General features: G+C 74.5%; 22 protein-coding genes and 1 riboswitch. Of the genes, 2 read left to right on the top strand and 20 right to left on the bottom strand.

The window, feature by feature from the left end:
- Positions 1-516 carry a shikimate kinase gene (locus FHX32_RS31945; protein WP_167191550.1) on the bottom strand — a complete coding sequence of 172 codons (516 nt, stop codon included), beginning with the start codon at positions 514-516 and terminating at the stop codon, positions 1-3.
- 55 nt (positions 517-571) lie between these two features.
- Entirely contained in the window at positions 572-1,750 is a 1,179-nt protein-coding gene (gene aroC / locus FHX32_RS31940; protein WP_167191548.1) for a chorismate synthase, read from the bottom strand.
- A gap of 189 nt (positions 1,751-1,939) precedes the next feature.
- Here aroC and FHX32_RS31935 point away from each other — a divergent pair, with 189 nt between their 5' ends.
- A complete protein-coding gene (locus tag FHX32_RS31935) occupies positions 1,940-3,157 on the top strand; it encodes a cation:proton antiporter domain-containing protein (RefSeq protein WP_167191546.1) in 1,218 nt (405 codons plus the stop codon).
- 48 nt (positions 3,158-3,205) lie between these two features.
- Here the strand turns inward: FHX32_RS31935 and FHX32_RS31930 are convergent, their stop codons facing one another.
- From FHX32_RS31930 to FHX32_RS31880, 11 genes are all read right to left on the bottom strand, one after another.
- A complete protein-coding gene (locus FHX32_RS31930) occupies positions 3,206-4,126 on the bottom strand; it encodes a glycosyltransferase family 2 protein (RefSeq protein ID WP_167191544.1) in 921 nt (306 codons plus the stop codon).
- Positions 4,123-4,686, bottom strand: coding sequence for a glycosyltransferase (locus FHX32_RS31925; RefSeq protein ID WP_167192203.1), 564 nt, complete (start codon positions 4,684-4,686; stop codon positions 4,123-4,125). Before FHX32_RS31925 ends, FHX32_RS31930 begins: the two co-directional genes overlap by 4 nt.
- A gap of 122 nt (positions 4,687-4,808) precedes the next feature.
- The gene (locus tag FHX32_RS31920) at positions 4,809-5,291 is read right to left on the bottom strand and encodes a glycosyltransferase family protein (protein WP_167191542.1); all 483 of its coding nucleotides are present in this window, start codon (positions 5,289-5,291) and stop codon (positions 4,809-4,811) included.
- Between the two features lie 205 nt (positions 5,292-5,496).
- Entirely contained in the window at positions 5,497-6,759 is a 1,263-nt protein-coding gene (locus FHX32_RS31915; RefSeq protein WP_167191540.1) for a hypothetical protein, read from the bottom strand.
- A complete protein-coding gene (locus FHX32_RS31910) occupies positions 6,756-7,658 on the bottom strand; it encodes a sulfotransferase domain-containing protein (protein WP_167192201.1) in 903 nt (300 codons plus the stop codon). Before FHX32_RS31910 ends, FHX32_RS31915 begins: the two co-directional genes overlap by 4 nt.
- Before the next feature lie 8 nt (positions 7,659-7,666).
- Positions 7,667-9,250 (bottom strand): lipopolysaccharide biosynthesis protein, encoded by a 1,584-nt coding sequence (locus FHX32_RS31905; protein ID WP_167191538.1) that lies wholly within the window; start codon positions 9,248-9,250, stop codon positions 7,667-7,669.
- Positions 9,247-10,608, bottom strand: a complete 1,362-nt coding sequence (locus tag FHX32_RS31900) for an O-antigen ligase family protein (protein WP_167191536.1) — start codon at positions 10,606-10,608, stop codon at positions 9,247-9,249. The genes FHX32_RS31905 and FHX32_RS31900 overlap by 4 nt, the downstream gene beginning before the upstream one ends.
- 2 nt (positions 10,609-10,610) lie before the next feature.
- Positions 10,611-12,203: a CpsD/CapB family tyrosine-protein kinase gene (locus FHX32_RS31895; protein WP_167191534.1), complete on the bottom strand. Its 1,593-nt coding sequence runs from the start codon at positions 12,201-12,203 to the stop codon at positions 10,611-10,613.
- On the bottom strand, positions 12,196-12,747 hold the full coding sequence (locus FHX32_RS31890; protein ID WP_167191532.1) for an acyltransferase: 552 nt from the start codon (positions 12,745-12,747) through the stop codon (positions 12,196-12,198). Before FHX32_RS31890 ends, FHX32_RS31895 begins: the two co-directional genes overlap by 8 nt.
- A 90-nt stretch (positions 12,748-12,837) precedes the next feature.
- Positions 12,838-14,769, bottom strand: coding sequence for a hypothetical protein (locus FHX32_RS31885; protein ID WP_167192199.1), 1,932 nt, complete (start codon positions 14,767-14,769; stop codon positions 12,838-12,840).
- A gap of 222 nt (positions 14,770-14,991) precedes the next feature.
- Positions 14,992-15,738 carry a glycoside hydrolase family 26 protein gene (locus tag FHX32_RS31880; RefSeq protein ID WP_486481441.1) on the bottom strand — a complete coding sequence of 249 codons (747 nt, stop codon included), beginning with the start codon at positions 15,736-15,738 and terminating at the stop codon, positions 14,992-14,994.
- 13 nt (positions 15,739-15,751) lie between these two features.
- Positions 15,752-15,828, top strand: a riboswitch (ZMP/ZTP riboswitch).
- A 24-nt stretch (positions 15,829-15,852) separates the two neighbouring features.
- Here FHX32_RS31880 and FHX32_RS31875 point away from each other — a divergent pair.
- Positions 15,853-16,722, top strand: coding sequence for a metallophosphoesterase (locus FHX32_RS31875; RefSeq protein ID WP_208419629.1), 870 nt, complete (start codon positions 15,853-15,855; stop codon positions 16,720-16,722).
- 592 nt (positions 16,723-17,314) lie between these two features.
- Here the strand turns inward: FHX32_RS31875 and FHX32_RS31870 are convergent.
- The 7 genes from FHX32_RS31870 to FHX32_RS31840 all read right to left on the bottom strand — a co-directional run bounded on the left by FHX32_RS31870 (position 17,315) and on the right by FHX32_RS31840 (position 24,183).
- The gene (locus FHX32_RS31870) at positions 17,315-18,145 is read right to left on the bottom strand and encodes a shikimate dehydrogenase (protein ID WP_208419628.1); all 831 of its coding nucleotides are present in this window, start codon (positions 18,143-18,145) and stop codon (positions 17,315-17,317) included.
- The gene (mltG, locus tag FHX32_RS31865) at positions 18,145-19,341 is read right to left on the bottom strand and encodes an endolytic transglycosylase MltG (RefSeq protein WP_167191530.1); all 1,197 of its coding nucleotides are present in this window, start codon (positions 19,339-19,341) and stop codon (positions 18,145-18,147) included. The genes FHX32_RS31870 and mltG overlap by 1 nt, the downstream gene beginning before the upstream one ends.
- Positions 19,341-19,799, bottom strand: coding sequence for a Holliday junction resolvase RuvX (gene ruvX, locus FHX32_RS31860; RefSeq protein WP_167191528.1), 459 nt, complete (start codon positions 19,797-19,799; stop codon positions 19,341-19,343). The genes mltG and ruvX overlap by 1 nt, the downstream gene beginning before the upstream one ends.
- Positions 19,800-19,875: 76 nt before the next feature.
- Positions 19,876-22,554 (bottom strand): alanine--tRNA ligase, encoded by a 2,679-nt coding sequence (gene alaS, locus FHX32_RS31855; RefSeq protein ID WP_167191526.1) that lies wholly within the window; start codon positions 22,552-22,554, stop codon positions 19,876-19,878.
- Complete coding sequence (locus FHX32_RS31850) at positions 22,551-22,856, bottom strand: hypothetical protein (protein WP_167191524.1); 306 nt, start codon at positions 22,854-22,856, stop codon at positions 22,551-22,553. Before FHX32_RS31850 ends, alaS begins: the two co-directional genes overlap by 4 nt.
- A gap of 27 nt (positions 22,857-22,883) precedes the next feature.
- Entirely contained in the window at positions 22,884-23,345 is a 462-nt protein-coding gene (locus FHX32_RS31845; protein ID WP_088994830.1) for a DUF948 domain-containing protein, read from the bottom strand.
- 151 nt (positions 23,346-23,496) lie between these two features.
- A complete protein-coding gene (locus FHX32_RS31840; RefSeq protein WP_167192193.1) occupies positions 23,497-24,183 on the bottom strand; it encodes a hypothetical protein in 687 nt (228 codons plus the stop codon).
- Positions 24,184-25,266 lie beyond the last annotated feature (1,083 nt).

The following is a 25,266-nucleotide window of genomic DNA, read 5'->3' as shown; positions in this document are numbered from 1 at the left end:
TCAGCGCTTGAGCAACGCGACGATCTCGGCGGCAATCTCCTCCGGGCTCCGCCCGTCGGTGACCACCGTCTCGGTGGCCACCTCGGCGTAGAGCGGGCGGCGCTGCTCCATCAGGTGCTTGAGGGTGGCCCGCGGGTTGAGCGCCAGCAACGGCCGGCCGGCGCCGAGCCCGACCCGCTTCACCGCGTCCGGCAGCTCGACCGAGAGGTGCACCACCGGGTGCCCGACCAGCGCGGCGCGGTTCTCCTCGGCGAGGACCGCGCCGCCGCCGAGGGCGAGCACCCCGGAGCAGGAGGCCAGCGCCGCCGCCACCGCCGCCCGTTCGAGGGTACGGAAGTGCGCCTCCCCCTCGTCGACGAAGATCTCCGAGATCGGCTTGCCGGCGAGCCGCTCGATGTCCGCGTCGGTGTCCCGGAACTCGACCCCGAGGGCGTCGGCGAGCGCCCGGCCGACAGTGGTCTTGCCGGAGCCCGGCGCCCCGACCAGCACGCAGACCGGCCGCGTCGTCGCGCTCACCGGAGCTCCCCTTCGTTCGCGACTGCGGGGCTCCGCTCCGCTGCATTCCTCGCGCTCACCGGATCACCAGGGAGTCGAGGTAGCCGGCCAGGTTGCGACGCATCTCGGCGACCGAGTCGCCGCCGAACTTCTCGACCGCCGCCTCGGCCAGCACCAGGGCGACCATCGCCTCGGCGACCACCGCGGCCGCGGGCACCGCGCAGACGTCCGAGCGCTGGTTGATGGCGGTGGCCGGCTCCCCCGTGGTGACGTCCACGGTGGACAGCGCCCGGTTCAGCGACGAGATCGGCTTCATCGCCGCCTTCACCCGCAGCGGCTCGCCGGTGGTGATGCCGCCCTCCAGCCCGCCGGCCCGGTCGGTGACCCGCCGCACGCCGGTGGCGGTGGGGATGATCTCGTCGTGCGCCGCCGAGCCGCGGGAGCGGGCCTGCTGCCAGCCGTCGCCGATCTCGACCCCCTTGATGGCCTGGATGGACATCAGCGCGGCGGCCAGCCGGGCGTCCAGCTTGCGGTCCCACTGCACGTGGCTGCCCAGCCCCGGCGGCACCCCGTACGCCAGCACCTCGACCACGCCCCCGAGCGTGTCGGCGGCCTTCTTCGCGGCGTCGACCTCGGCGACCATCCGGGCGCTGGCCTCCGGGTCGAGACAGCGCAGCGGGTCCGCGTCGATCCGGGCGGCGTCCTCGGGGCGGGGGCGCAGCCCCGGCTTCGCGGCGACCGGGCCCAGCTCGACCACGTGCGAGACGATCTCCACGCCGAGCGCCTGCCGGACCAGCGCCTTGGCGACGGTGCCGACGGCGACCCGGGCGGCGGTCTCCCGGGCGCTGGCCCGCTCCAGGATCGGCCGGGCGTCGGTGTGGCCGTACTTCTGCATGCCGGCCAGGTCGGCGTGGCCCGGCCGGGGCCGGGTCAGCGGCGCGTTGCGGGCCTGCCCGGCCAACTCCTCCGGGTCGACCGGATCGGCGGCCATCACCGTCTGCCACTTGGGCCACTCGGAGTTGCCCACCCGGACGGCCACCGGACTGCCCAGGGTGACCCCGTGCCGGAGCCCGCCGACGATCTCGACCTCGTCCTGCTCGAACGACATCCGGGCGCCCCGACCGTAGCCGAGCCGGCGCCGGGCCAGCTCGCCGGCGATCTCGCCGGTGGTCACCTCGACCCCCGCGGGCACGCCCTCGAGCAGCGCGACGAGGGCGGGACCGTGCGATTCACCTGCAGTCAACCAGCGCAACACAGCGCTCAGTCTGTCACGCCCGGTGGCCGCGCCGGTGCGGTGCCCACCGCGTCCCGCCCTGCGGACGGCCGCCGATCGGACCGCCCACCGGCGGGTGCCACATCTTGCGCCGAACCCGTACGATCATGGCGGCGCGCCGGGAAGTCTGGTCGGCAGATCCTTCGTCGACCCCATTTTCGGGAGATTTCGGTGCTGCTCTTCGCGTTCGCGGCGGTCCTGCTGCTCGCCGTCCTGCTCTCCAGCCTGGCGCACCGGAGCATCCTCTCCACCGCAGTGCTGTTCCTGGTCGCCGGTTTCGTGCTGGGCCCGGAGACCACCGGGGTGCTGGACATCACCGCCGACTCCCCGATCGTGTCGACGCTGGCCGAGCTGGCGCTGTTCACCGTGCTCTTCACCGACGGCATGCGGGTCGGCTGGGCCGACCTGCGGTCGGCCTGGCGGCTGCCCGGCCGGGCGCTGGGCTGGGGGCTGCCGCTCACCCTGCTGATCACCGCGCTGCTGGCCCATTACGTCGCGGGCCTGGACTGGCCGGAGGCCCTGCTGCTCGGGGCGATCCTCGCCCCCACCGACCCGGTCTTCGCCGCGGCGCTGGTCGGCAACGAGCGGGTGCCCGGCCGGCTGCGGCACCTGCTCAACGTCGAGTCCGGCATCAACGACGGCCTGGCGCTGCCCTTCGTCATCCTGTTCCTGGCCGTGGCGGCCGGCTCCGACGACCTGCACCTGGACGAGCTGGGCCTGGAGCTGCTGCTCGGCGTGGTGATCGGGGTGGCGGTGCCGTGGCTGGCGCTGCGGCTGGAACGGCTGCGGTTCTTCTCCGCCTCCACCCAGTACGAGCCGCTGAACGGGGTGGCGATCGGTCTGCTGGTGCTGGCGCTGGGCCAGGTCACCCACGCCAACCTGTTCCTCGCCGCGTTCGCCGCCGGCATCACGGTGGCCACCTTCGGCGCGCGGCAGCGGGAGAGCTTCGAGCACTTCGGCGAGCTGGTCGCGGAGCTGTTCAAGCTGGTCGCCCTGCTGGTCTTCGGCGCGCTGATCTCGTTCGAGTTCCTCGGCGAGATCGCCTGGTCGGGTTGGATCTTCGCAGTGCTCGCCATCGTGCTGGCCCGGCCGCTGGCGCTGGCCGTGTCGTTCCTCGGCGCGCACCTGAGCCGCACCGAGCAGTTCGCCGCGATGTGGTTCGGCCCGAAGGGCTTCGCCTCGGTGGTCTACGGCCTGCTGGTGCTGGAGGCCGGCATCCCGGCCGGGGACGAGGTCTTCCACCTGGTGGCGCTGACCATCGTGCTGTCCATCCTGGCGCACTCCTCGACCGACCTGGTGATCGCCCGGATCTTCGACCCGGCCACCACGCCGGCCTGGTACGAGCGGCTGCGCCAGGCTTCGGCGCAGCGGCGGGACCGGCAACGCTGAGCACGACCGGCCGGCGGCGCGGTGTCTGGGCGCCGTGGCCGAGGCGGCTCAGATCCCCCGGCCGCTTCGGTGCAGGGTGCGCAGCACCGCGTCGGCCCGCAGCACCCGCCCGGCCACGGCCAGGGCGAGATAGGCGCGTGGCTCGCGCGGGTTGCGGCGCAGGGTCCGGCGGGCCCAGCGCACCGCCGCGCCCCGGTCACCGGAGGCGGCCCGGGCGAAGGCGATCTGCCCGGCGAGCCGGGCCTCCCCGGCCGGCTGGGTGCCGAACTCGGGGTAGCGGGCCAGCAGCCACTGCAACGCCTCGGCGATGGTGTCCCAGCGCTGCGCGAAGTAGGACCGCCGGTGCCAGCGCACCAGCACGTACGGCGTGCGCACGTTGACCAGCGGGGCGCTGCGGGCGGCCCGGAGCAGGAACTCGTAGTCCTCCGCGTAGCTGCCCGGGATCTCCTCGTCGACCAGCCCGAACCCGTCGCGCAGCGCGGCCGCCCGGATCAGGAACGTCGACGGGTGCAGCTCGGTCATCCGGTCCCGGAGCAGGTCGGCCAGGGTGATCGAGTCACGGGGCAGCGACCGGTCGACGGTCCGCCCGTCGTAGCTGACCCGGATGCCGCAGCAGGCCAGCTCCGCGCCCGGCACCGCGGCCAGCGCCCCGACCTGGGCCCGCAGCTTGCCGGGCAGCCACTCGTCGTCGTCGTCGCAGAACGCGATCAGCTCCCCCACGGCGGCCAGCGTGCCCGTGTTGCGGGCGCCGGCCAGCCCCGGGGTGCGGCTGTTGCGGAGCACCCGGACCGGGCGGCCGGGGCGGCCCAGGTCGACCAGCGTGGGGTCTGCCTCGGACTGGTCGTGGACCACCACCACCTCGACCGGGCCGGGATGGTCCTGGTCGAGCACCGCCCGGACGGCGGCGCGCAGCAGCTCCGGACGGTCCCGGGTGGGCACCACCACGCTCACGCTCGGCGGCCCGGTCATCGCCGCGTTCCCGTGCGCCCCGGTCGCCACCACGCCCGGCGCCGCCGCCGCGCGGACGCGGCCACCAGGTCCTCCACGATCTGCCCCACCCGCCGTACCGCGGCCCGCTGGGCGTCGGCCGCGGCGTCGGCCGGGACGGTGAACCGGTCCGGATCGGCCAGGCCGCGGCCGAGCGCGCCGCGCAGCGCCTCCCGGGACTCGCAGAGCGCCACCATGCCGGCGGCGCCGAGCCGCCGGCAGAACAGCTGCTGGTGGTCGTCGACGTGCTCACCGTGGGTCGGGTCGCGGGGCACCACGATCGGCAGGTGGCCGTGCCGGCGGGCCTCCAGGATGGTCGCCGGGCCGCCGTGGCAGACCACCAGGTCGGATCCGGCCATCGCGGCCTGCAACGCGTCGTGGCCGAGGAAGGGCACCGCGTCGGGCCGGGCCGGCGCCCGGGTGTGTCCGTGCTGGACGGTGAGGTCGACCCGGTCGGCGACCTCGGCGTGCCACTCGCAGAGCCAGTCGACCAGCCGGTCGAACGGGTGCCGGTCGGTGCCGACGGCGACCAGCAGGTGGATCCGGGCGACCTCGGCCGGGTCGCGGGGGCGGGGCACCTGGTTCGCCGGCTCGACCCGGTCCGCCGGCCGCGCCGGCCGGCCCGGGGCCAACCGGCGCGCCGGCGCCGCGTCGGCGGCCCCGCTCACAGCAGCGTCCCCACGACGGTCGCCTCCGGGTACTGCCGGCGCTGCTCCTCCCACTGCACGAGCATCGCGGACAGGAACGGGCGGCAGAGCCGGGCGGTCAGCGTCGGGGTGTCGATCCGGTCGTACACCTCGATGTAGACGGTCGGGATGCGACGCAGCCAGGCCAGCACGACGAACGGCACGGCGACACCCGCGCCGGTGGTCACCACCGCGGCGACCCGCCGGCGGCGCAGCACCCGCCGGGCCAGGACCGCGTTGCGCAGCAGGTTGCGCACGTTGCGGGTGGTGGGGTGGTACGCCGGCACGAGTTCCTCACCGGCGAGCAGGGACACCGCCTCGGGCGTGTCGAAGGTGACCCAGCAACGCCGCCAGCGCTCGTACCAGGGGCGCAGGGCCAGCAGTTGGGCCAGGTGCCCGCCGCTGGACCCGACCAGCAACAGGACCGGAGGGGCCCCGCCGTCCTCGATGTTCTGCTCCACGCGAGTCCCCAGAAGTTCGCTTGGATGTACGGCCGGCGCCAGCCGACGCGATGACAGGCCCCCGGCCGGTGTACGGGACGGCTGGCTCCCGCTGGTGGCGGAGCAGGTACGCCGCCCGACCGTCACCCCCAGCGATGGTAACGGCCTGCGGCCTTCTCGTCACTGTCCGCCATTGTCTGATCGACGGTCGTCGGACACGTTCCGTTTAGCCGCTGAGTCGTCGCTCAACGGCGTCCAGCAGCGCCGGATGGAGAGTGCGGTTCCAGCCCGCCCCGGCGTCGGCCAGCCGCCAGGCGCGCAGCCACAGCTCCACCAGGTAGGCGTCGGCGACCAGCCGGCGGGCGGCCGGGTCGAGCCCGAGCGCGGCGCCGTACCGGGCCAGCCGGGCGTCCACCGCCCGCGCGGCCACCGCGACCGGTTCGCCGCGCAGCACCACGGCCCGCTGGAACGCGTCGTGTGCCAGGTCGAAGCCGAGCGGCACGTCCGGCCCGCTGTGCTCCCAGTCCCAGGCGACCAGCCGGCCGTCGTGCCGGCCCAGGTTCCACGGCACCCAGTCGCCGTGCCAGTGCCCGAACTCGACCGGGGTGTCGGCGTACCGGCGGGCCAGCGCGGCGACTGCGGCGACCGCCCGGGCACCGGCCGGATCGGCCGCGGCGGCGCGCCGGGCCGTGCCGGCCAGCCGGGCCAGGAAACCCGAACCGGCCAGTGGCCGGGGCGGCACCGGCGGGCGACCCCGGCGGGCCACCGCGAGCAGCGCCGGGATGGCCGGCGGCGCGCCGACCGGCAGCCCGCGTACCGCCGGGGGAAGCGGCTCCACCAGCGCGACCGCCTGCCCGGCCCACGACGTCTCGGCCAACAGCCGGGGCGCCGCCGGATGCCCGGGCACGCCGGCCAGCGCGGGCAACTCGCGCAGCGCGGCCGCCTCGGCGGTGACCAGCGCCCGGGTGGCGCCGTTCCAGCCGATCTTGGCGTAGCCGCGGGGCCGACCGTCGGCGGCGAAGAGTTGCAGGGTGGGCTTGTGGTTCGGGTCCGGCGGGCGCACCCCGCACGCCGCGTAGCCGGGCCCCCCGCCCAGCGCGGCGGCGAGCCACTGCGCCAGCAGCACATCGGCCGCGGCCAGCTCGGCGGGCAGCGACACGGTGAGGGTGGGAAACGGCATCCGGTCCACCGCGCCGACCCGGGCCAGCCCGCCGAGCACCGCCCGCGCCGCACGCACCCTCAGCGGGCGCAGCGCGTTGTACGCCAGCAGCGCGGTGGCCGTGACCCGGGGCGCGCCGAGCGGCAGCAGGAACCGGGCCCGGCGCACCGACGGGACGACCGCGTACCGGGCCACGGCGCGGTGCCCCGGTGGTGGCGGGCGGTCCACGGTCAGCCCGATCCGCTCGTCGCCGAACACCGCGCGGGTGACCCAACCGAGCCCGTCCGGCCGGGAGCGGGGGTCGGTCGGGGCGCCGGCCGGCGCGCTCACGCCGCCCGATCCGGCCAGTCGAGGTCCAACCCGAGCCGCTGTCGCAGCGCCGCGTTGTGGGGGCGGTAGTACTCGGTCAGCTCCGCCCGCAGCGCCGGCTCCAGCGGCGCCGACCGGCGGTCGTTGTAGACCTTGAAGTCGGCCAGGTCGTGCGGGGGCAGGCCGAGGAAGTCCAGGGCGCGGCGGTAGGTCGCGCGGGGGTCGGCGTAGAGCCGCTCGCTGGGCAGGAAGAGGATCCGCGACCGGTCGAAGCGGGTGAGCCACGGCTCCAGGTGTTCCAGGTACCGGCCGCGGGCGCGGTAGCTGTACCAGTCGTACGCCTGGCTGGCATACTCCGGCTCGGCGGTCAGCCGCTCCCGCTCCCCCGCCGTGCGCTCCGGCTCGGCGGCCAGCGCGGCGGCGAAGTCCAGCGGCTCGACGCCCTGCCCGCGGCGCTCCTTCCAGTGCGAGTACGCCCGCTCCACCGGGTCGCGGAGCAGCACGATCAGCCGCACCTCGGGCATCAGCGTGGCGACCCGCCGCGCGGCCAGCGGGTGGAACATGTACAGCGGGGCCGCCTCGCCGACCCGGACCGGCCCGCCGTGCCGGCGCTCCAGCGCCTCCCGCTGCCGCACCGTCGGGAAGTGCGACCGGTACCAGGCCTGGCCGCGCGCCCAGTTCTCCTCGAAGTAGTGCGCGCTCTTGGTGTTCCAGGCCGGGAAGAGCCGGGGCACCAGCGGATGCTGGAGGAGGTAGTTCCACAGCGAGGTGGTGCCGCCCCGCTTCGTGCCGATGATGAGGAAGTCCGGCAACGGCCGCCGGTCGCTGGTGCGCACCCCGTAGTCGACGAGGGTCTCCCGTACCCGGTTGGTCACCTGGGTCGGCACGATCTGCTTCACCCGGTCCCGGATGGACGACACGACGCCTGTCACCTGCCTCTCGTGGATGCCGGGGCGGGCCCGGCGGCCCGGGCCGCTCCCTGCCGCCCCCGGATCTGCCTGATGGTCACCCGGATGCCGGGTCGCACCCGGGGCAACGTCGACGAACCGGCGGCGCCGGCCGCCAGCAGCCCGACCGCCGCCACCAGCCCGGCAATGCCGCGCCCGGCGGCCAGCACCCCGGCGGCCGCGGCGACGCCCACGCCGGCGGCGGTGACCGCGGCGGCCCGCAGCATCGCCGCGTCCAGCAGCGGCTCGCCGACCACCGCCCGGGCGCAGCCGTACGCGGTGAGGTTCTCGGTGGCGATGCCGGCCGCCCAGGCCAGCGCGGCGCCGGTGGCGCCGTGACCGGGGATCAGCCACAGCCCGAGCGAGACGGTGACCAGCAGCCCGGCCAGCGTGGCGAGCAGGTGCAGCCCGCTGCGCCCGCCCATCAGCAGCAGGCTCTGCACGTTGCCGACCCCGGTGTTCACCAGCATCGCCAGGGCGAGCACGGTCATCGCCGCCGCGCCGGCCCGGAACTCCGCGCCGAACAGGCCGAGGAACGCCACCCCGAAGACCGCCAGCAGCAGGTAGACCGGCCAGGACAGCACCAACCCCCAGGTGGTCAACTGCCGGTGCACGGCGGCCGCCGCGGTCCGCTCCCCCCGGCCGAGCAGCCGGGACAGCTGCGGGGACACCGCCACCCGCAGCCCCTGCATGGCCAACTGTCCGGCCAGGACGTACCGGCCGACCGCGCCGAACACACCGGCGTCGGCCGGGCCGGCCAGCACCGAGGTGAGCAGCACCCCCACCCACATGCTGCCGGCGTCGATCGCGGCGGAGGCGGCGCGGGGCAACGCGAACCGCCAGAACACCCGCCAGTCGCCCGGGTCGGGCCGCAGCCGCGCGCCGCGCCCCACCCCGAGCGGACCGGCGACCAGCGCCAGGCAGACCAGCAGGGCCGCGGCGGCCGGCAGCAGCCAGCCGGACATGCCGGCGAGCAGGCCGGCGCCGGTCAGCGCCGCCGCGCCGACCAGCGCCGGGCGGGCCATCGGGAGCAGGAGGAACTGCACCCCGACGTACGCCCGGACGGGGCGTACGCAGCGCAGCGTGGCGAGCAGCAAGGTCATCGCCGCGACCACCGGCACGGCGGCGAAGGTGACCGCGAGCAGCGGCCCGGCGGCGGCGCCGGGGCCCAGCAGCCGGGGCGCCAGCGGACCCGACGCGAGCACCCCGGCCACCGCGACGGCGGTCGCCGCCAGCAGCGGCGGGACCAGGGCCACCGGGAGCAGCCGGGCCGCGTCACCCCCGGCGCCGGCGCGCCGCCGAGGCAGCGCCCACATCAGCCCGGTCTCCGCGCCGAGGGTGCAGACCGACGCCGCGACGGTGACCACGCCGATCGCGGCGAAGAAGGCTCCGGAGCCCGTGGTGCCGTAGCCGCGGGTGATCACCACGGCCAGGACGAAGCCGAACAGCCCGCTGGTGGCCGCGCCGGCCAGCCCGGCGGCCCCGCTGCGCGCGCTGCGCCGGGTCTCCGCCGTACGGTCGGCGCCGGCTGGCGGCGCCGGGCCGGGGCGGGTGGTGGCGGTCATCCCGGCACCGCCGTCGCGCGCCGGCCCGGCCACGCCCGGCGGACGGTACCGGCCGACCGTTCCCGCTCGGCGAGCGCCAGGGCGAACGAGATGGCAAAGAAGGCGACGGCGAGGTTCTGGTTGGCCATGCCGTAGAACGGGATCTGCACCAGGCAGACCACGGGCACCACGGCCAGCCACTGGCCGGCCGCCGAGGTGGCCCGGGCGCAGGTCACCGCGACGACCACGAACCAGGCCAGGAAGCACAGCAGCGCCGGGACGCCGTGGCTGAACAGCACCAGCCACAGTTGGCCCTGACTGCCCACCGGGGCGGCGGCGGTGACCGTGTCGGCGTTGACCGGCGCGCCGTAACCGAGCCACGGCGAGTCCTGGATCCGCCGGATCACCTCGGCGTAGAGCGCGAGCCGGTCGGTGTTCGTGTCGCTGGCCGCGACCCGCTTGTCGATCAGGTCGGCGATCGGGATGACCAGGGTGGCGAGCGCGCCGATCACCACCACCCCGGCGAGCGAGGCGACCACCCGCGGGTTGCCGCGCAGGCTGGCCCGCACGCCGAGCACCGCGAGCCCCACCCCGAGGCTGAGGAACATCGCCCGGTTGAGGGTGAGGAACGCCGGCGCCAGCGACACCGGCAGCGAGGCGACCAGCACCCACCGCAGCACGCCCCGGCGCCGCAGCATGGTGAAGGCCACCACGCAGGGCAACGTCATCGCGTACGCGCTGCCGTAGTTGTTGGTGTACGCGAACGGCGCCGCCGGCCGGTAGATCGGGTCCAGCGACCGGGCGCTGTACTCGGCCGTGGTCAGGTGGACCATGTCCTGGATGAACGGGTTGCCGGCGATCCCGGCGGGCAGCAGCACCTCGGTCGGGGTGGTCAGCGCGAACCGCGGCGCGAGCACGCTCAACCAGCCCAGCGCCACCAGCCCGAGCCAGAACGCGCAGAGCGGCACCAGCACGGCCGCCTGGTCGGGGCGCTCCCGCGCCACGGCGTACACGTAGCCGCCGACCACCAGCGCGGTGAGGTAGAAGGCCAGCCGCAGGCCGAAGGTGAGCAGCGCGGAGCCGGACGGCAACTGGGTCGCGCTCACCACGACGAATCCCAGGAAGAGCAGCCAGAGCCCGGTGGCCGGCGGCAGCGGGACCCGGCCCCGGGTCAGCAGCAGCGCGAACAGCAGCGCACCGAGCAGCGGCCAGCCCAGGTAGAAGGCGCCGGCCAGCCACCAGAGCGGCACCAGGCCGAACATCGCCGCCAGCGGCCAGCGGGGCAGCCGGGGCGGCGGCGGGACGGGCGGCGGCGCCGGTGCCGCGTCCGGGCCGTCGCCGGCCGGTTCGGTGGTCGCCGGGGCGCGGGTGAGCGGCACGCTCAGCCCCGGCCGTTGCGGGTCAGCACGAACCCCAGCGGGGTGACCCCGGCGGCGCGCAGCCGTTCCGCGAGCCGGCGCAGGTCGCTCTGGCGGGTGCGGTCCCGCTCGACCACCACCACGGCGGTGCCCTGCCGGGCCACCGCGACCCCCCGCTCGTCGGACTCGGCGGGTGGCGCGTTGTACAGCACCAGCCCGTGGCCGGCGCACTGCCGCCAGGTGCCGAACCGCACGCTGCCGGCGCCCACCGGCACCGCGTCGGCGTCCGGGGCCCGGCCGTTGCCGGTGCTGGCCGCCAACCGGGGCAGGGTCAGCGTGGCGTCGGTCTCGGTGGACGGGCGCGCGCCGGCCGGGTGTGGCGACGGCCGCCGCGCCGGGGCCGGCGGGTTGTCTCCGCCGCTCGCCGAGCCGCCGGGGCGGGGCCGGGGTACCACCGGGCGGGTCGGGTCGACGCCGACCGGCAGCCGTCCCCGGTCGGCCAGCACGGCGCCGCGCAACCGCTCGGCGCGGCCGTGATCGTCCGCCACGAAGACCTCCCGCCCCCCGGCGGCCAGTGCCACCGCCAGGCCGGCGGTGAGCGCAGTGGCGTCCTCCCGGGGTGTCAGCAGCGCGACCCGGGCGGGCTGGCGCACCCGCTCGGCGACGGCCATCGCCACGTACCGCACGTCAGCGTCGACCGCCCGCCCGGCGCGCGGGTGGCGGCGCCGGACGGTGCCGAGCAGCGGCAGTCCGGTGGCGTCCCGCACCTCGGCCACCGACCGGACCCGGCGGTCCGCCGACTCCCGGACGTACGTCAGCACCACCCCGGCGAGCAGGCCGCCGAGCAGCCCGGCGAGCAGGTGGAGGGGCCCGTGCCCGGTCGCCGAGACCAGCGTCCGGTCGGCGGTCCGGGTGACCCAGCCGGGGTTGACGTCCACCGCCGCGATCTCGGTACGCGCCGAGTTGAGCTGGGTGAGCTGGTTGTTGATCCCGGCCAGTTCGGCCACCGCGGCGTCGACCGCGCCGTCCCGGGCGCCGCCGATCCGCTTCTGCAGGGCGCTCTGCTGGGCGGCGACCCGGGCGATGCTGTCGTCGTACGAGCGCAGCATCTCCGCGCGCTGCTTCTCGTACATGGCGCGACGCACGTCGAGGTAGGTCCGGGCGGCGAGGTTGGCGCTCTCCACCGCCTGCCGGGGATCGGACGCGCGGTAGCCGAAGCGCAGGATCTGCCCGCCGGTGGGCACCTCCACCTCCAGCGCGTCGCGCACCTCGCGCGGGTCCCGGCCGCCGGCGTCGGCCAGCCGCTGAACCACCTCGGTGCCGGTGGCGATGCCGCTCTCCACGTTCATGTTGACCGCCCGGTCGGCGGCGGCACCGCTGGGGGTGAAGGCGTCGGTGACAACCGGCCGGACCGCCACCACCGCGTTGGCGGTCACCGCGGCCGGGACCAGGAGCAGGTACCCCGCGGTGGCCAGCAGGCCGACCGCGGCCACCACGGCCACCAGCCGGAACCGGTGCAGCGGCACGCGGAGCAGGTCGGTCAGGGTGACCGCGCGGGCGGGCGGCGGGCCGCCCGCGGCGTCGCCGGACCAGGGACCGCCGGAAGCGTCAGCCATCGAACTTCTTCACCATCTGTTGGGGGTTGCCGACCACCACCATCCGCGGCGGCACGTCCGCACGGACCACCGTCGCCGCGCCCACCACGCTGTCCCGGCCGATCCGTACGCCCTTGAGCACCAGCGCGCGCGAGCCGATCCAGACGTTCTCCTCGACCACGATCGGGGCGCGGGTGGCCGGGGTCGGCGGGTCGTGCCGCAGCTCCGGGGACAGGTTGTGGAAGTCGCTGTCCAGCAGTTCGCAGTTCGACAGCAGGCACCGGTCGCCGATGGTGACCGAACTCCAGGCGCCGATCCAGGTCGCGTTGAGCAGGCAGTCGACGCCGACCCGGACCTCGCCGGGGCCGGCGAACCGGACCAGTTTGTTCAGCCGGGTGCGGTCGCCGATGCTGACCCGCACCCCCCGGCGCAGCCGGATCCGGCCGCGGATCTCCACGCCCCGCCCGAGGGTCAGCCCCGGATAGCGCAGCCGGTACCAGCCGCGCTTGACCCCGAAGACCGTCCGCACCAGGAGCCCCCGGCGGATGCCGCTCGCGCCGACCACCGGCCCTCCTCCCCTCGCCGGGACCGGTCACAGTGGATCCACCGGCCCGACGCGCACAATCTACCGATTTTCCGTCACGAACCGTAGCCACTACTGCACGGAGAAGAACATCGACGGGGTCGACCAGGTCGGCCCCGGCGACGGCGTGGCGATCACGGTCGCCGCCGTACCGTCGACCACCGGCGCGGCCGCCGGGTCGAACGGGACGCCGCGCAGCGTCCCGTCGGTGGCGCCGTAGACGATCCGGCCGCCGACCCAGGCCATCCCCCGCACCGCCGACCAGGTCACCCCGGTGGTGGGCAGGTTGAACTCGGTGGCGCCCAGGTAGTTGCCGTCGATCTCGAAGTACCGGTAGTAGAGCGCGTCGGCGCCGGCCCGGGTGTAGTAGAGCCGGCCGTCGAGGAAGAACGCTCCGGTCATCGCCGCCGGGGTGAACCAGTCGTTGTAGCCGGACGCCTCCCACGGCACGCCGATGGCGCCACCGGTGAACATCGAGACGTCGATGCGGCTGCCGGTGGGGGTTCCGGCCACCGCGTGCGACCAGTAGATCCGGTCGGCCACCCGCCAGGTCGCGCCGGCGGCGGTGTAGTTCGGTTGGCGCACCGTGGCCGGGGCGCCGACCGAGGTGCCGTCGAACGGCACCCGGGCCAGCACGCCGGCGCCGGTGCCGAGGTAGAGGTTGCCGGTGGTCGCGGTCGGCGGGTTCTTCGGCGTGACGGCGCGCCCGCCGGCGAGCGGGAACATGCCCAGCCGGCCGTGGTACTCCTCGCCCATCGCGTCCGAGTTCTGCCCGAAGTAGAGCCCGTCGCTGCCCCGCCAGAGCACCGGGACCGCCGAGCCCCAGGTGCTGGTGCCGGGGGGCATCGACGCGCCGCCGCTGCGCCGCGGGTTCCAGTTCAGCGGCAGGCCGGTGGCCGGGCTGACCGCGGCGACGCCCAGCCGGTCGATCGCGCCGTCGCCGGCCCGGTCGCTGGCGTTCGGGTTGTTCAGCCAGCGGAAGTGCCCGCCCAGGTAGATCACGCCGTCCGCCACCTCCACCGAGGTGATGGTGTCGTTGCCGGTGAAGTCGACCCAGGTGGCCAGCTGGCCGCCGCCCCGGGCGGCGGTCTCGAAGCGGACCAGCGCGTCACAGTACGCGGCCGGCCAGCCGGCGCCGCCGTTCGTGCCGACCACGAACCAGCCGCCGTCGGCGCCGAACCGGACGTCCTGCACGTAGTGCACGAACGTGGCCGGCGCCGCGCACGGCGGTGCGAACTTGTCGGTGCTCCAGTCCAGCACGCTCGGGGTGCCGGCGAGGCCCACCAGGGCCAGTTGGTTGCGGGGCAGGCCGTCGACCAGGGTGAAGTTGCCGCCGACGGCGAGGGTCCCACCGTCCGGGGTGACGTCGATGGTCCACACGTACGACGCGGTGCCGTGCCGGCCGACGGTGGCGTCGACGGTGAAGGTCGGGTCGATCGCGCCGGTGGTGGCGTCGAGCCGGCCGAGCCCGGCGTGCGCGGTGCCGTTGAGCCAGTTGAACGCGCCCGCGACGTAGAGCCAGTTGCCGCGCAGCGCGAGGTCGCGCACCGTGCCGCCGTCGGAGCGCCCCTCCCAGCCGCCCACGATCGCCCCGGTGCTCGGGTTGAGCGCCACCAGGTTGCGGCGGCTCACGCCGTTGACCGTCTTGAAGGCGCCGCCGACGACCAGCGTGCCGCCCGGCCCGGCGACCAGCGCGTTGACCGCGCCGTCGAGCATGGGCAGGAAGCTGGTCGAGATCGCCCCGGTGCTCCGGTCGTACGCGAAGAGGTAGCGCTGGGTGGTCCACGCCGCGCCGGCGGTCCGCCGGATCTGGGTGAAGCTGCCGCCGACGTAGACCATCGAGCCGACCTGCGCGAAGGCGCGGGTCTCGCCGTCGCGGGCGTGGGGGGTGAGGTCGGCGGGATTGGTCGAGACCAGGGTCGCCGGCGCGGGCGCCGGCACCACGGTGGCGGACGCGGCGGCAGGCGCGGCCAGCACGGCGGCGACGACGGCCAGCGCGACCATCCCGGCCCGGGCGCGGACACCGACGGAACGCCGGCGGAGCGGGAGTGTGGGCACGCGACGCCTCCAAGGTGGATGACAACCCACGTAGCGTGACCCCACGAACACAGTGGGCGATATCCGCCGATTGGTTGGCCATCGTGTCGCCAAGGTGACGCAGCACGAGCGCGGCCGGAATGCGGAGAACCTCAGTGCCACCTTACGTCATCACCTCGACACCCAGGGTCAGCGAGCGCCTCCGGTCGCCTGCCGCAGGTAGGCGTCCTGCCCGGCCCGGGCGAACCCGGCCAGCGCCGCGGCGTCGTGGTTCATCGTCATGTCACAACTGCTCGACCGGGTCGTCATCCCCGCCGAGTTGAAGTAGACCGCCGCCTTGATCTTCGGGTGCGCCTTGAGCGCCGCCGGGAACTCCTCGAACCAGCGCCGCTTGGCCGCCGGGTCGGCGGTGTCGAAGTTGGTGCCGAACTCGGCGAGCATCCGCGGCTTGCCGGCGCCGATGCCGTGCTCGTCCAGCCAGCGGTAGAAGCTTCCGACCGTGGTGCTCGGGCTCTTCCACACCGTGCTGCCGTTGCAGACGTGGAAGTTGTACGGGTCGTAGGCCACCCAGTCGACGTAGCGGTCGCCTGGGTAGAGGCCGGCGTAGCGGTGACGGTGGCCGGACCAGCCCATCATCGTCCACACCCAGAACGCGTTGTCCGCGCCGGCCGCCGCGAACCGGTCGTGCACGTGCCGCCAGGCCCGGACGAAGTCCGCGTCGCTCCCCTTGGCCGGTTCGTCCTCCGGCTCGTGGTCGAAGCCGAGGAAGACCGGCACCCCGGTGGCCCGGATCCGGCCGGCGATCGCGTCGATCGTCGCGTCGTGCCGGCCACTGTAGACATCCCGCCAGGTCAGCACGGCGCCGGCGGAGAAGATCCGGGACTCCCAGGCGAGGAGGAGCAGCCGATCCAGGCAATGCGATTGTCGCGCGATCATCGTCGGGCGTAGGTTGTGCACACACGACTGGCGCGGGTGGGCGACCACCGGGGAGTGAAGGTCGGGGCGTCGACCGCCTGGGTGCCCTTGTCGATGAGACGAGGAGACGCGCCCGTGACCGTCCACCACCGGATCCTGCACCTGTCCGACACCCACCTGAACAGCCCTGACGTCGATGCCTCCGCAGCGCTGGCGCGCATCCTGTACGACGCGCGCTTCGTGCCGGAAGTGGATCTGGTCGTCGTGAGCGGCGACATCGCCGACGACGGCTCCGCCGAAGGCTGCGCGGGCGTGCGCGAGCAGGTGGGCCGGTTCTGCGCGGAGCGGGGCATCCCGCATGTCTACTGCACGGGCAACCACGACACCCGTGAGGCGTTCGCGGCCACTCTTGGCTCCGGGCACCTGGCCGCCGACGGCACCGACGTCGGCGCGACCATGGCGGGCGCGTCCGGCGAACGTGCCGCCCTCAGCAGCGTTGCTGGGCTGCGTGTGATCACACTGGACAGTCTCGTGCCCGGCCAGGTGCACGGGCATGTCGACCCGGCCCAGCTGGCCTGGCTGCGTGACGTGCTGGCCGAACCCGCTGCGGCGGGCACGGTGCTCGTGCTGCACCACCCGCCGATCGCCGTGCCCACCTCCCCGATCATGGACACCGTGGGCCTGCGAAACGCCGATGATCTGGCCGATGCGGTACAGGGCACCGACGTCCAGGCGATCCTGTGCGGTCACTTCCATTTGCAGATGTCTGGCCTGCTGCGGGGCATACCGGTGTGGGTGACGCCCGGCGTGGTCACCCGCATCGACTTCACCGCGCCGCCGCGGTGGGAGCGCGCGGTACTGGGCGCCGGAGCCACCGTGGTGGATTTCGGCGGCCCGACGTCCCCGCTCTTCCACGTGCTGCACGCCCGCGACCCGCGGGCCGGGGAGCAGGTGTATCTCGTCGACCCGGTGTCGGGCGAGGACGTCGTGGGCGAGGAGCCATGATGGGCGGGCCAGCTGGGCTCGCCGAGCCGGTGCAACCACCCGCAGGCGCCGGTCCAGCAGGTTGCGCCGGGCAGCAACAGCTCCGGCACAGCCAACTCGGCGTCGCTCGGATCTCGGCGAGCCATACCCGCTCAACGAAGCGGGACCCAAGATCCGCGAGACAGAATCTAGTTCCGCCAGGACGGCGTGGCCGCACCGGTCAGCCTGCGGCTCATCACTCTAAGCGCGACTTACCCGACAGCTAAGGGATGACCGCATATCGCAACAGCACCCTCAGTCCGTTGCCGAACGTCATTGACCCAACACAGAGGGATCAGTTAGGTCGATCGGCGCCAGCCTATGATCATCGAACGGGGCGGGGCTCGTACGCGGTCTGGAACTCCCGGAACGACGATGGCGCTCTCCTGCACTACACCAACGGGTCGCCCTACTGCCTACCCCCGGATCGCGGGAATGCCCACATCCGCGGCGAGGTGGTCGACAAGATTCGCATCATGAACTCCCCCAGCTGCGCGTACTGATCGGGCAAGACGGGCGGCGGCACGGTGGGAATCGCCACCGGGACGTCTTCGATGTCCTCGGTGGCGACCATCTATCCGGCACCCGCCGATGTTGCTGCTGCGAGCGCGGCGGCCATCGCGTCGCGGGGCGCCGGGACGCCGGTGAACTGCTCGAACTGGCCGATCGCCTGGGCCAGCAGCAGGTCGAGCCCGGAGACGATCCGGCAGCCGGCCGCGCCCGCCGCGGCGGCCAGCGGCGTCGGCCACGGGTCGTAGAGCGCGTCGAAGAGCACGGTGCCGGCCCGCCAGGCCACCGCGCCGGCGAGCGGGTCGGCAGCCCCCTTCGGCACGGTCGAGACCACCACGTCGGCGCGGCAGCGGTCGGCGGCGTCGGCCCAGGCCGCGCCGGTCAGCGGGACGCCCACCGCCTGGGCCACCGGGCGCAACTCCTCGACCGCCGCCGCCCGGCGGGCCACCACGGTCACCTCGCGGGCAGCCAGGCGGGCCGCCGCGGCGAGCGCCGCGCGGGCGGTGCCACCCGCGCCGAGCACCGTCACCGTGGCGCCCGCGCGCACACCGGCTCCGGCGAGCACCTCCACCATGCCGCCGACGTCGGTGTTGTCCGCGTACCACGAGCCGTCCGGGCGGCGGACCAGCGTGTTGGCCGCGCCCACGGCGGCGGCGACCGGCGAGGCGGCCACGGCCACCGCGAGCGCCGCCTCCTTGCCCGGCATGGTCACCGACAACCCGGCCCACTCCGGGCCCAGGCCGGCGACCAGGTCCGGCAGCTCCGCGGCGGCGCACTCGATCCGGTCGTACGACCACCCGGTCAGCCCGGCCGCCGCGTAGCCGGCGTTGTGGATCACCGGGGAGAGCGAGTGCGCGATCGGCTTGCCGAGCACCGCCGCCCGTCGCTGCGCCATCAGATGATCCCGGCCTCCCGGGCCTTGGCCATGTTGCGCTCGTGCTCCGCGTACGTCTCGGCGAAGGCGGAGTGGCCCTTGTCGTCGATCGCCACGAAGAAGAGCCACTTGCCCGCCGGCGGGTCCATCGCACCCTCCAGGGCCTGCTTGCCCGGGTTGTTGATCGGCGTCGGCACCAGACCCTTGAGCTTGCGGTTGTACGGGTTTTTCGGGTTGTCCAGGTCGGCGGCGGTCATCTCCTTGGACGTCTTGGTCTCCTGGCCGGTCAGCTCCAGGTAATAGTTGACCGTGACGTCCATCTCCAGGCAGTTGCAGTCGAACTCGCCGAACACCCGGTTGTAGGCCACCCTGGCAACCTTGCCCAGGTCGTCCTTGTTACCCGCCTCCGCCTGGGCCAGCGACGCGACGATCAGCGCCTCGTACGGGCTGATCCCGCCGCGCTCCTTCTGCACCCGGTCGGCGAACTCCATCTGCCCGGTGACGGTGAGGAAGTTCTCCACCATCAGCTTGAGGATGCTCTCCGCGGTGGCCTTCGGCGGGATCTCGTAGGTGTCCGGGAAGAGGAAGCCCTCGACCGACGGCTTGACCTTCTTGCCGTCGGTGCGCTTGAACCACCAGTCCGGCACGCCGAGCGCGATCGGGTCCTTCGCCGCCGTCTCGAACTCCTTCACCGGGATCTTGGTCTTCTCGGAGAGCAGCTTGTAGACGTTCTTGGCGGTGCGGCCCTCGGGAATGGTGAGCCCGTTGACGATCCGGTTCTTCAGGTCGAGCATGGCGGCGACCGCACTCTCCCCACTCATCTGCTTACGCAGCTTGTACAGCCCCGGCTGGATGTTCTTGCTGCGCGAGTTGTCCGCCGCCGCCTCGATGAACGCCTTGGGGCTCTTCACCACGCCGGCGGCGTGCAGCGCGTCGGCCATGTCGGCGATCAGCGCGCCCTGCTTGATCTCGACCGTCACCTCACCGGTGCCGGTGCCGTCGTAGTCGGGCGTGACGAAGTAGTTCTGGATCCGGTCGAAGCCGTAGACGGCGCCACCGCCGATGCCGCCGAGCAGCACCAGGGCGAGCAGCAGGGCCAGGACGGTCTTGCCCCGGCCGCCGGACCGCTTGTTCCGCTTCTTGACGAAACCGCGCCGGTGCCGGCCCTTCTCCCCCCGCTCCTGGTCGTCGAACCCGAGGTCCAGATCCTCAATCATTACGTCCGCCTCCGCTGCGCATCCAGCCAGCTCTGCAGAATCTCCACCGCGGCGGCCTGGTCGACCACCGCCCGTTGCCGTTTCCCCCGGACGCCACGCTCGGCAAGCCTACGAGATGCCACGACCGTGGACATCCTCTCGTCGGTGAGCGCTACCGGAACAGGCGCTATTACATCGGCCAAGCGGTCAGCGTACGCCTTCGCGTGGACGGCGGCCGGACCGTGCTTGCCGGCGAGGTTGACCGGAAGGCCGACCACCACCTCCACCGCCTCGTGCTCGCTGACCAGCGCGGCGAGCTCGGCGATGTCGCTCGGCACCGCGTCGGGCGCCGCGGTGAGGTCGCGGGCGAGGGTGACCAGCGGGGTGGCCAGCACGCCGTGCGGGTCGGAGCGGGCGACCCCGACCCGCACCTGCCCGACGTCCACACCGAGCCGGACACCACGCGACACGTCAGTCACCGACGGTCACCGTCCCCGGAAAGCGAACCAGGGCGGACCGGCACGGTCCGCCCTGGTCGGGCCTGCTCGCCCATCTTCACGCCTCGGCGATCGCCTTCTCGACCGTGAGCAGCAGGTTCGACGCCTCCGCCGCCGGCAGGCCACCACCCTGGGCGAGGTCGGGACTGCCCCCGCCGCGCCCGGACAGGGCCGCCTTGACCAGGTCGGCGGCGCCGATCCCCCGGCTCCGCGCGGCCGGGTTGACCGCCACCACCAGGGAGGCCTTGCCACCCGCGCGAGCGGCCACCGCGACCACCGCCGGCCGGGCCGGGTCGATCTTGCCGCGGATCTCCTGGGCCAGGGTCCGCACATCGTTGCCGGCCGCGCCCTCCGGCGCCTCGGTGCCGACGAACGCGATCCCGCGCACGTCCTTGGCCTGCGCGGCGAGCGCCGCCGCACCGCCGAGCACCAGCTGGGCGCGGAGCTTCTCCAGCTCCTTCTCGGCGTCGCGCAGCTGGGTGACGGTCTGCTCGACCCGGTCGGCGACCTGGTCGCTGGGCACCCGGTACAGCTCGGCGAGCCGGGCGACCAGCAGGTGCTCGCGGGCCAGGAAGTTGAACGCGTCCATGCCGACCAACGCCTCGACCCGGCGCACCCCGGAGCCGATCGACGACTCGGAGAGGATCTTCACCAGGCCGAGCTGGCCGGAGCGGGCCACGTGGGTGCCGCCGCACAGCTCGCGGGCGTAGTCGCCGACCTCGACGACCCGCACCTCCTCGCCGTACTTCTCGCCGAACAGCGCCATCGCCCCGATCCGGCGCGCCTCCTCCAGCGAGGTGATGAAGGCGTGCACCTCCAGGTCGGCCAGGAGCACCTCGTTGACCTGCTGCTCGACGTCGCGCAGCACGCTCGGCGCCACCCCGGTCGGGGTGTTGAAGTCGAACCGCAGCCGACCGGGCGCGTTCAGCGAACCGGCCTGGGTGGCGGACTCGCCGAGGAAGTTGCGCATGGTCTGGTGCACCAGGTGGGTGGCGGTGTGCGAGCGGGAGATGGCCCGCCGCCGGCTGGTGTCGATCTCGGCGAAGCCGGTCTGGCCGGGCCGCACCTCGCCCCGGACCACCCGGGCCCGGTGCACGATCAGCCCGGGCACCGGCTGCTGCACGTCGAGGACCTCGACCTGGCCGTCGCCCACCGTGATCATGCCGTGGTCGGGCTGCTGCCCACCGCCCTCGGCGTAGAACGGGGTGGCGTCGAGCACCAGCTCGATGGTGTCGCCCTCGACCGCCGCGCTGACCGGCCCGGCCGCGCCGAGCACCGCCCGGACGGTGGACTCCCGGGACACCTCGCTGTAGCCGGTGAACCGCACCGGACCGCCGGCGTCGAGCACCCCGCGGTACGCCGACACGTCGGCGTGCCCGGTCTTGCGCGCCTGCGCGTCGGCCTTCGCCCGGGCCCGCTGGTCGGCCATCAGCCGACGGAAGCCCTCGGCGTCGACCTGGAGCCCCTGCTCGGCCGCGATCTCCAGGGTCAGGTCGATCGGGAAGCCGTACGTGTCGTGCAGCTGGAACGCCTTCTCGCCGGAGAGGCTCTTCCCGCCCGCGGTCCGGGTCTCCGCGATCGCGGTGTCCAGGATCGTGGTGCCCGCGCGCAGGGTGGACAGGAACGCCTCCTCCTCCGCGTACGCGTAGTCGGCGATCCGGTCGAACTCGGTGGCCAGCTCGGGGTAGGACGGGGACATGCAGTCCCGGGCCACCGGCAGCAGCTCGGGCAGCGCCCGGTCCTGCCAGCCCAGCAGCCGCACCGCGCGGATCGCCCGGCGCATGATCCGGCGCAGCACGTAGCCACGCCCCTCGTTGCTCGGGGTCACCCCGTCGCCGATCAGCATCAGCGCGGTGCGCACGTGGTCGGCGACCACCCGCAGCCGCACGTCGTCCGGGTGCGACTCGCTGGCCACGTGGCCGGAGTGCGCGCCGTACCGCTTCCCGGTCAGCTCGGCGGCCTTGTCCAGGATCGGCCGGACCTCGTCGATCTCGTAGAGGTTGTCGACCCCCTGCAGGATCGACGCCATCCGCTCCAGGCCCATGCCGGTGTCGATGTTCTTCGCCGGCAGTTCGCCGAGGATCGGGTAGTCCTCCTTGCCGGTGCCCGGGCCCCGCTCGTACTGCATGAAGACGAGGTTCCAGAACTCCATGTAGCGGTCCTCGTCGACCGCCGGGCCACCCTCACGGCCGTACTCCGGGCCGCGGTCGTAGAACAGCTCCGAGCACGGGCCGCACGGGCCCGGGATACCCATCGACCAGAAGTTGTCCGCCTTGCCGCGGCGTACGATCCGCTCGGCCGGCACGCCGACCGAGCGCCAGATGTCGTACGCCTCGTCGTCGTCGAGGTAGACCGTCGGCCAGATCCGCTCCGGGTCGAGGCCGAAGCCGCCCTGCTCCTGCGACTTCGTGACCAGGTCCCAGGCGAACGGGATCGCCCCGTCCTTGAAGTAGTCACCGAAGGAGAAGTTGCCGTTCATCTGGAAGAACGTGCCGTGCCGGCTGGTCTTGCCGACCTCGTCGATGTCCGGGGTGCGGATGCACTTCTGGACGCTCACCGCCCGTCGGTAGGACGGGGTCTGCTGGCCCAGGAAATAGGGGACGAACTGCACCATGCCGGCGTTGACGAACAGCAGGTTCGGGTCGCTGATGGCGGGCAGCGGAGCGGACGGCACCACGGTGTGACCGTTCGCCTCGAAGTGGGCGAGGTACCGCCGCTTGATCTCCGCCGTCTTCATCGCTGGTGTTCCTCCGGAAAGATCTCTCGGTCGCCGATGCGCGGGTCCTCCCGCAGGTCGGCGAACTGGTCGTCGAAGGCCTCGCCGTGGGCGAACGCCTCGTGGATCTCCTGCTCGCGTTCGGCCATCCCGGTCCGGACGTCCTCCACGAAGCTACGCAGCGAATCGACCAGCCCGCCAGCCGATTGCGACAACGAGCCGGCGATCCCGGCCGGCGTGTACGCCTGGGCGGTGCGGGTCGCCTTGCGGACCACCACCACGCCGACGGCCAGGCCGATGCCCAGCCAGAACAACCGCCTCATGCTCTCAACCTCCTGGTCACCGCGCGGTCAGCGGTTACCGCGCTTGGCGGCCCGGCGCTGCTGCTTGATGGTGTCGCGCACCTCGCGCTCGGTCTCGGCGTGCCGGCGGGCGGCCGCGGCCTTGCGGACGCCGTAGCCGAAGGCCGCCACCTTGACCAACGGGTTGGCGGCGGCGGCGGAGACGACGGCGGCCAGGTTCGCCACGTTGGCGGTGATGTTCTGGGCGTGGCTGGTCATGGTGTCGACCTTGGCCAGTTGCAGGTTCACCCCGTCCAGCGAGGTCTGCACCTGCTCCAGCGCGGTGTTCACGTTCTTCACCGTGGCGTTGACGTCACCGAGCAGCGGCGCGGTGCGGTCGTTGAGGTCGTTGATCATCCGGGTGGTGGCGTCCACGGTGTGCCGCAGCCGCAGGATGGGCAGCGTCAGGATCAACACCAGCATCGCGAACGCGATCGCCGCGATCAGCGCCGCGACCTCTCCAAAGTCCACGCCTGTCCTCCTCAACCAGGGGGTTCCGCGGACCGGACGTCCGCGAACCGCACGACCCTTACCCATGCCGGCGCTCGGCGACCCAGGACGGGCCGGCGGGAGCTGGCGGGCCCGCCAGCCCCAGACCCTACCGTCCGTGATGGAAACCGGCTCAGGACGGTGAGGGTGTCACTTCGCCCAGCGGGTCCTCGGTGAGGGTCGGGAACGGATCCTCACCGGTGAGCGACGGGTCGGTGCTCGGCTGTGGTCGGGTCCGTTCGTCGTCGATCGCGTTGCGGACCTTCACCGACACCAACGATCCGGTGCACCCCTCTGCTGCGGCCGACGGGCTCGGCGACGGCACCACGGCCGGCTCGCCGTCGACCGGCGGCGGCGTGCAGGCCGGCTCGCGCACCCACAGGTCCAGGGTCAGCTCGTCCCGGCGCCAGCAGGTGTAGCTGCCCTTCGCCGGCTCCTCGGGGCAGCGGGCCACCTTCCACTGGCGCCAGCCGTCGGCGGCCAGCGCCGCTTCGTAGGCCCGGGCGGTGTCCTCCGGCGACCCCTCCGAGGTGACCGTGCGTTCGCGCAGCCGGCAGTCCAGCAGGCACCAGCGGCTGCCGCTGACGTCGTCGACCGTCTTCACCGCCGCCCAGCTCGGCACGTCCAACTGGTCGAGGGTGTCGAACACCGGGTCGCGGCTGAGCGTACGGATGCCGAAGAAGAGCGGGACGGCGCCGAGCAGCACCACGCTGACCAGGGCGAGCACGGCCATCCGGAGCCGGCGCCGCTCGCGCATCTGCCGGCGCAGTTCGGACCGGGCGCCGCGCAGCCCGCCGGCGGCCGGAGCGTCCTGCACCATCGGATCCGGGTCGGCGGCGCGGCGCAGCGGCGCCCCGCTGACCGGCTCGGGCTCCGGCCGGTGGGCGGGCGGCTCCGGCGGCGGCACAACCGCGGCGGCGCGGGCCACCGCCGGTTCGGGCGGCACCGGCGGGACACCGGAGGGCTCCGGCCGACCGGGCTCCCGGTGCGGCGGCACGGCCCGGCCGAGCGACCGGTCCTCCGGGCCGGGTCGGGGCCCCGGGCCGGTCGTGCCGGGCGGAACGGGCCGCGGCACGTCCGGGGATTCCGGCCGCCCCCGGCCGTCCCCGCCGGCCGGGCGGCCCGGGGCAGCGCCCGGACGGGCCACGCTGGGCGGCGTTACGCCGGCCCGGGCCACGCCGGGCTGCGGGCCGGACGGACGCGCCACCCCCGGCGGGGTGGGGCCGGGCTGCGGGCCGGGGCCGGACGGACGCGCCACCCCCGGCGCAGTGGGGCCGGGCTGCGGGCCGGGGCCGGACGGACGCGCCACCCCCGGCGCAGTAGGGCCGGGCTGAGGGCCGGGGCCGGACGGACGCGCCACCCCGGGCGCAGTGGGGCCGGGCTGAGGGCCGGGGCCGGACGGACGAGCGACGCCGGGCGGGGTGGCGCCCCGGCGGATGCCGCCGGGCGGGGTGGCCTCGGGGCGGCCCTGCTCGGGGCGCGCCCGGCCGCTCGGCGCCCGACCGGGTTCGTCGGGCGCGCCGTGCCGACCGCCGGCCGGCGCCGTGGGTGGCGTGGCGGCGGAGTGGGCGCCGGGCGGCAGGTCCGGGGCGGCGGCGTGACCGGCCCGCCGGCCGCCCGCGGGCGGTGGCCCGGCGGCGGCACCGGCCGCCCGGTCCCGGCGGGCCGGGTCGACGGTACGGCGTCCGCCGGCCGGCGGCCCGGAGGTCGGGTTCGCCGGGCGGTCGATGGTCGGCAGCGCCGGGTCGGTGTGATGGGCGCGGCCGGCCTGCCGGAGCCAGTCGGCCGGCCGTTCCGGGCGGCCGCCGCGGGCGGCGGGGCCGCCCGACGAGCCCGGACCACGCTGCGGGTGCGGTTCCACCTCCGGCGAGCTGGCGCTGCCCGCGGCCGGATCCTCCGGGGC

Source organism: Micromonospora sp. CNZ280, assembly GCF_011759515.1.
This window is presented reverse-complemented; position numbering and strand designations above follow the sequence as displayed.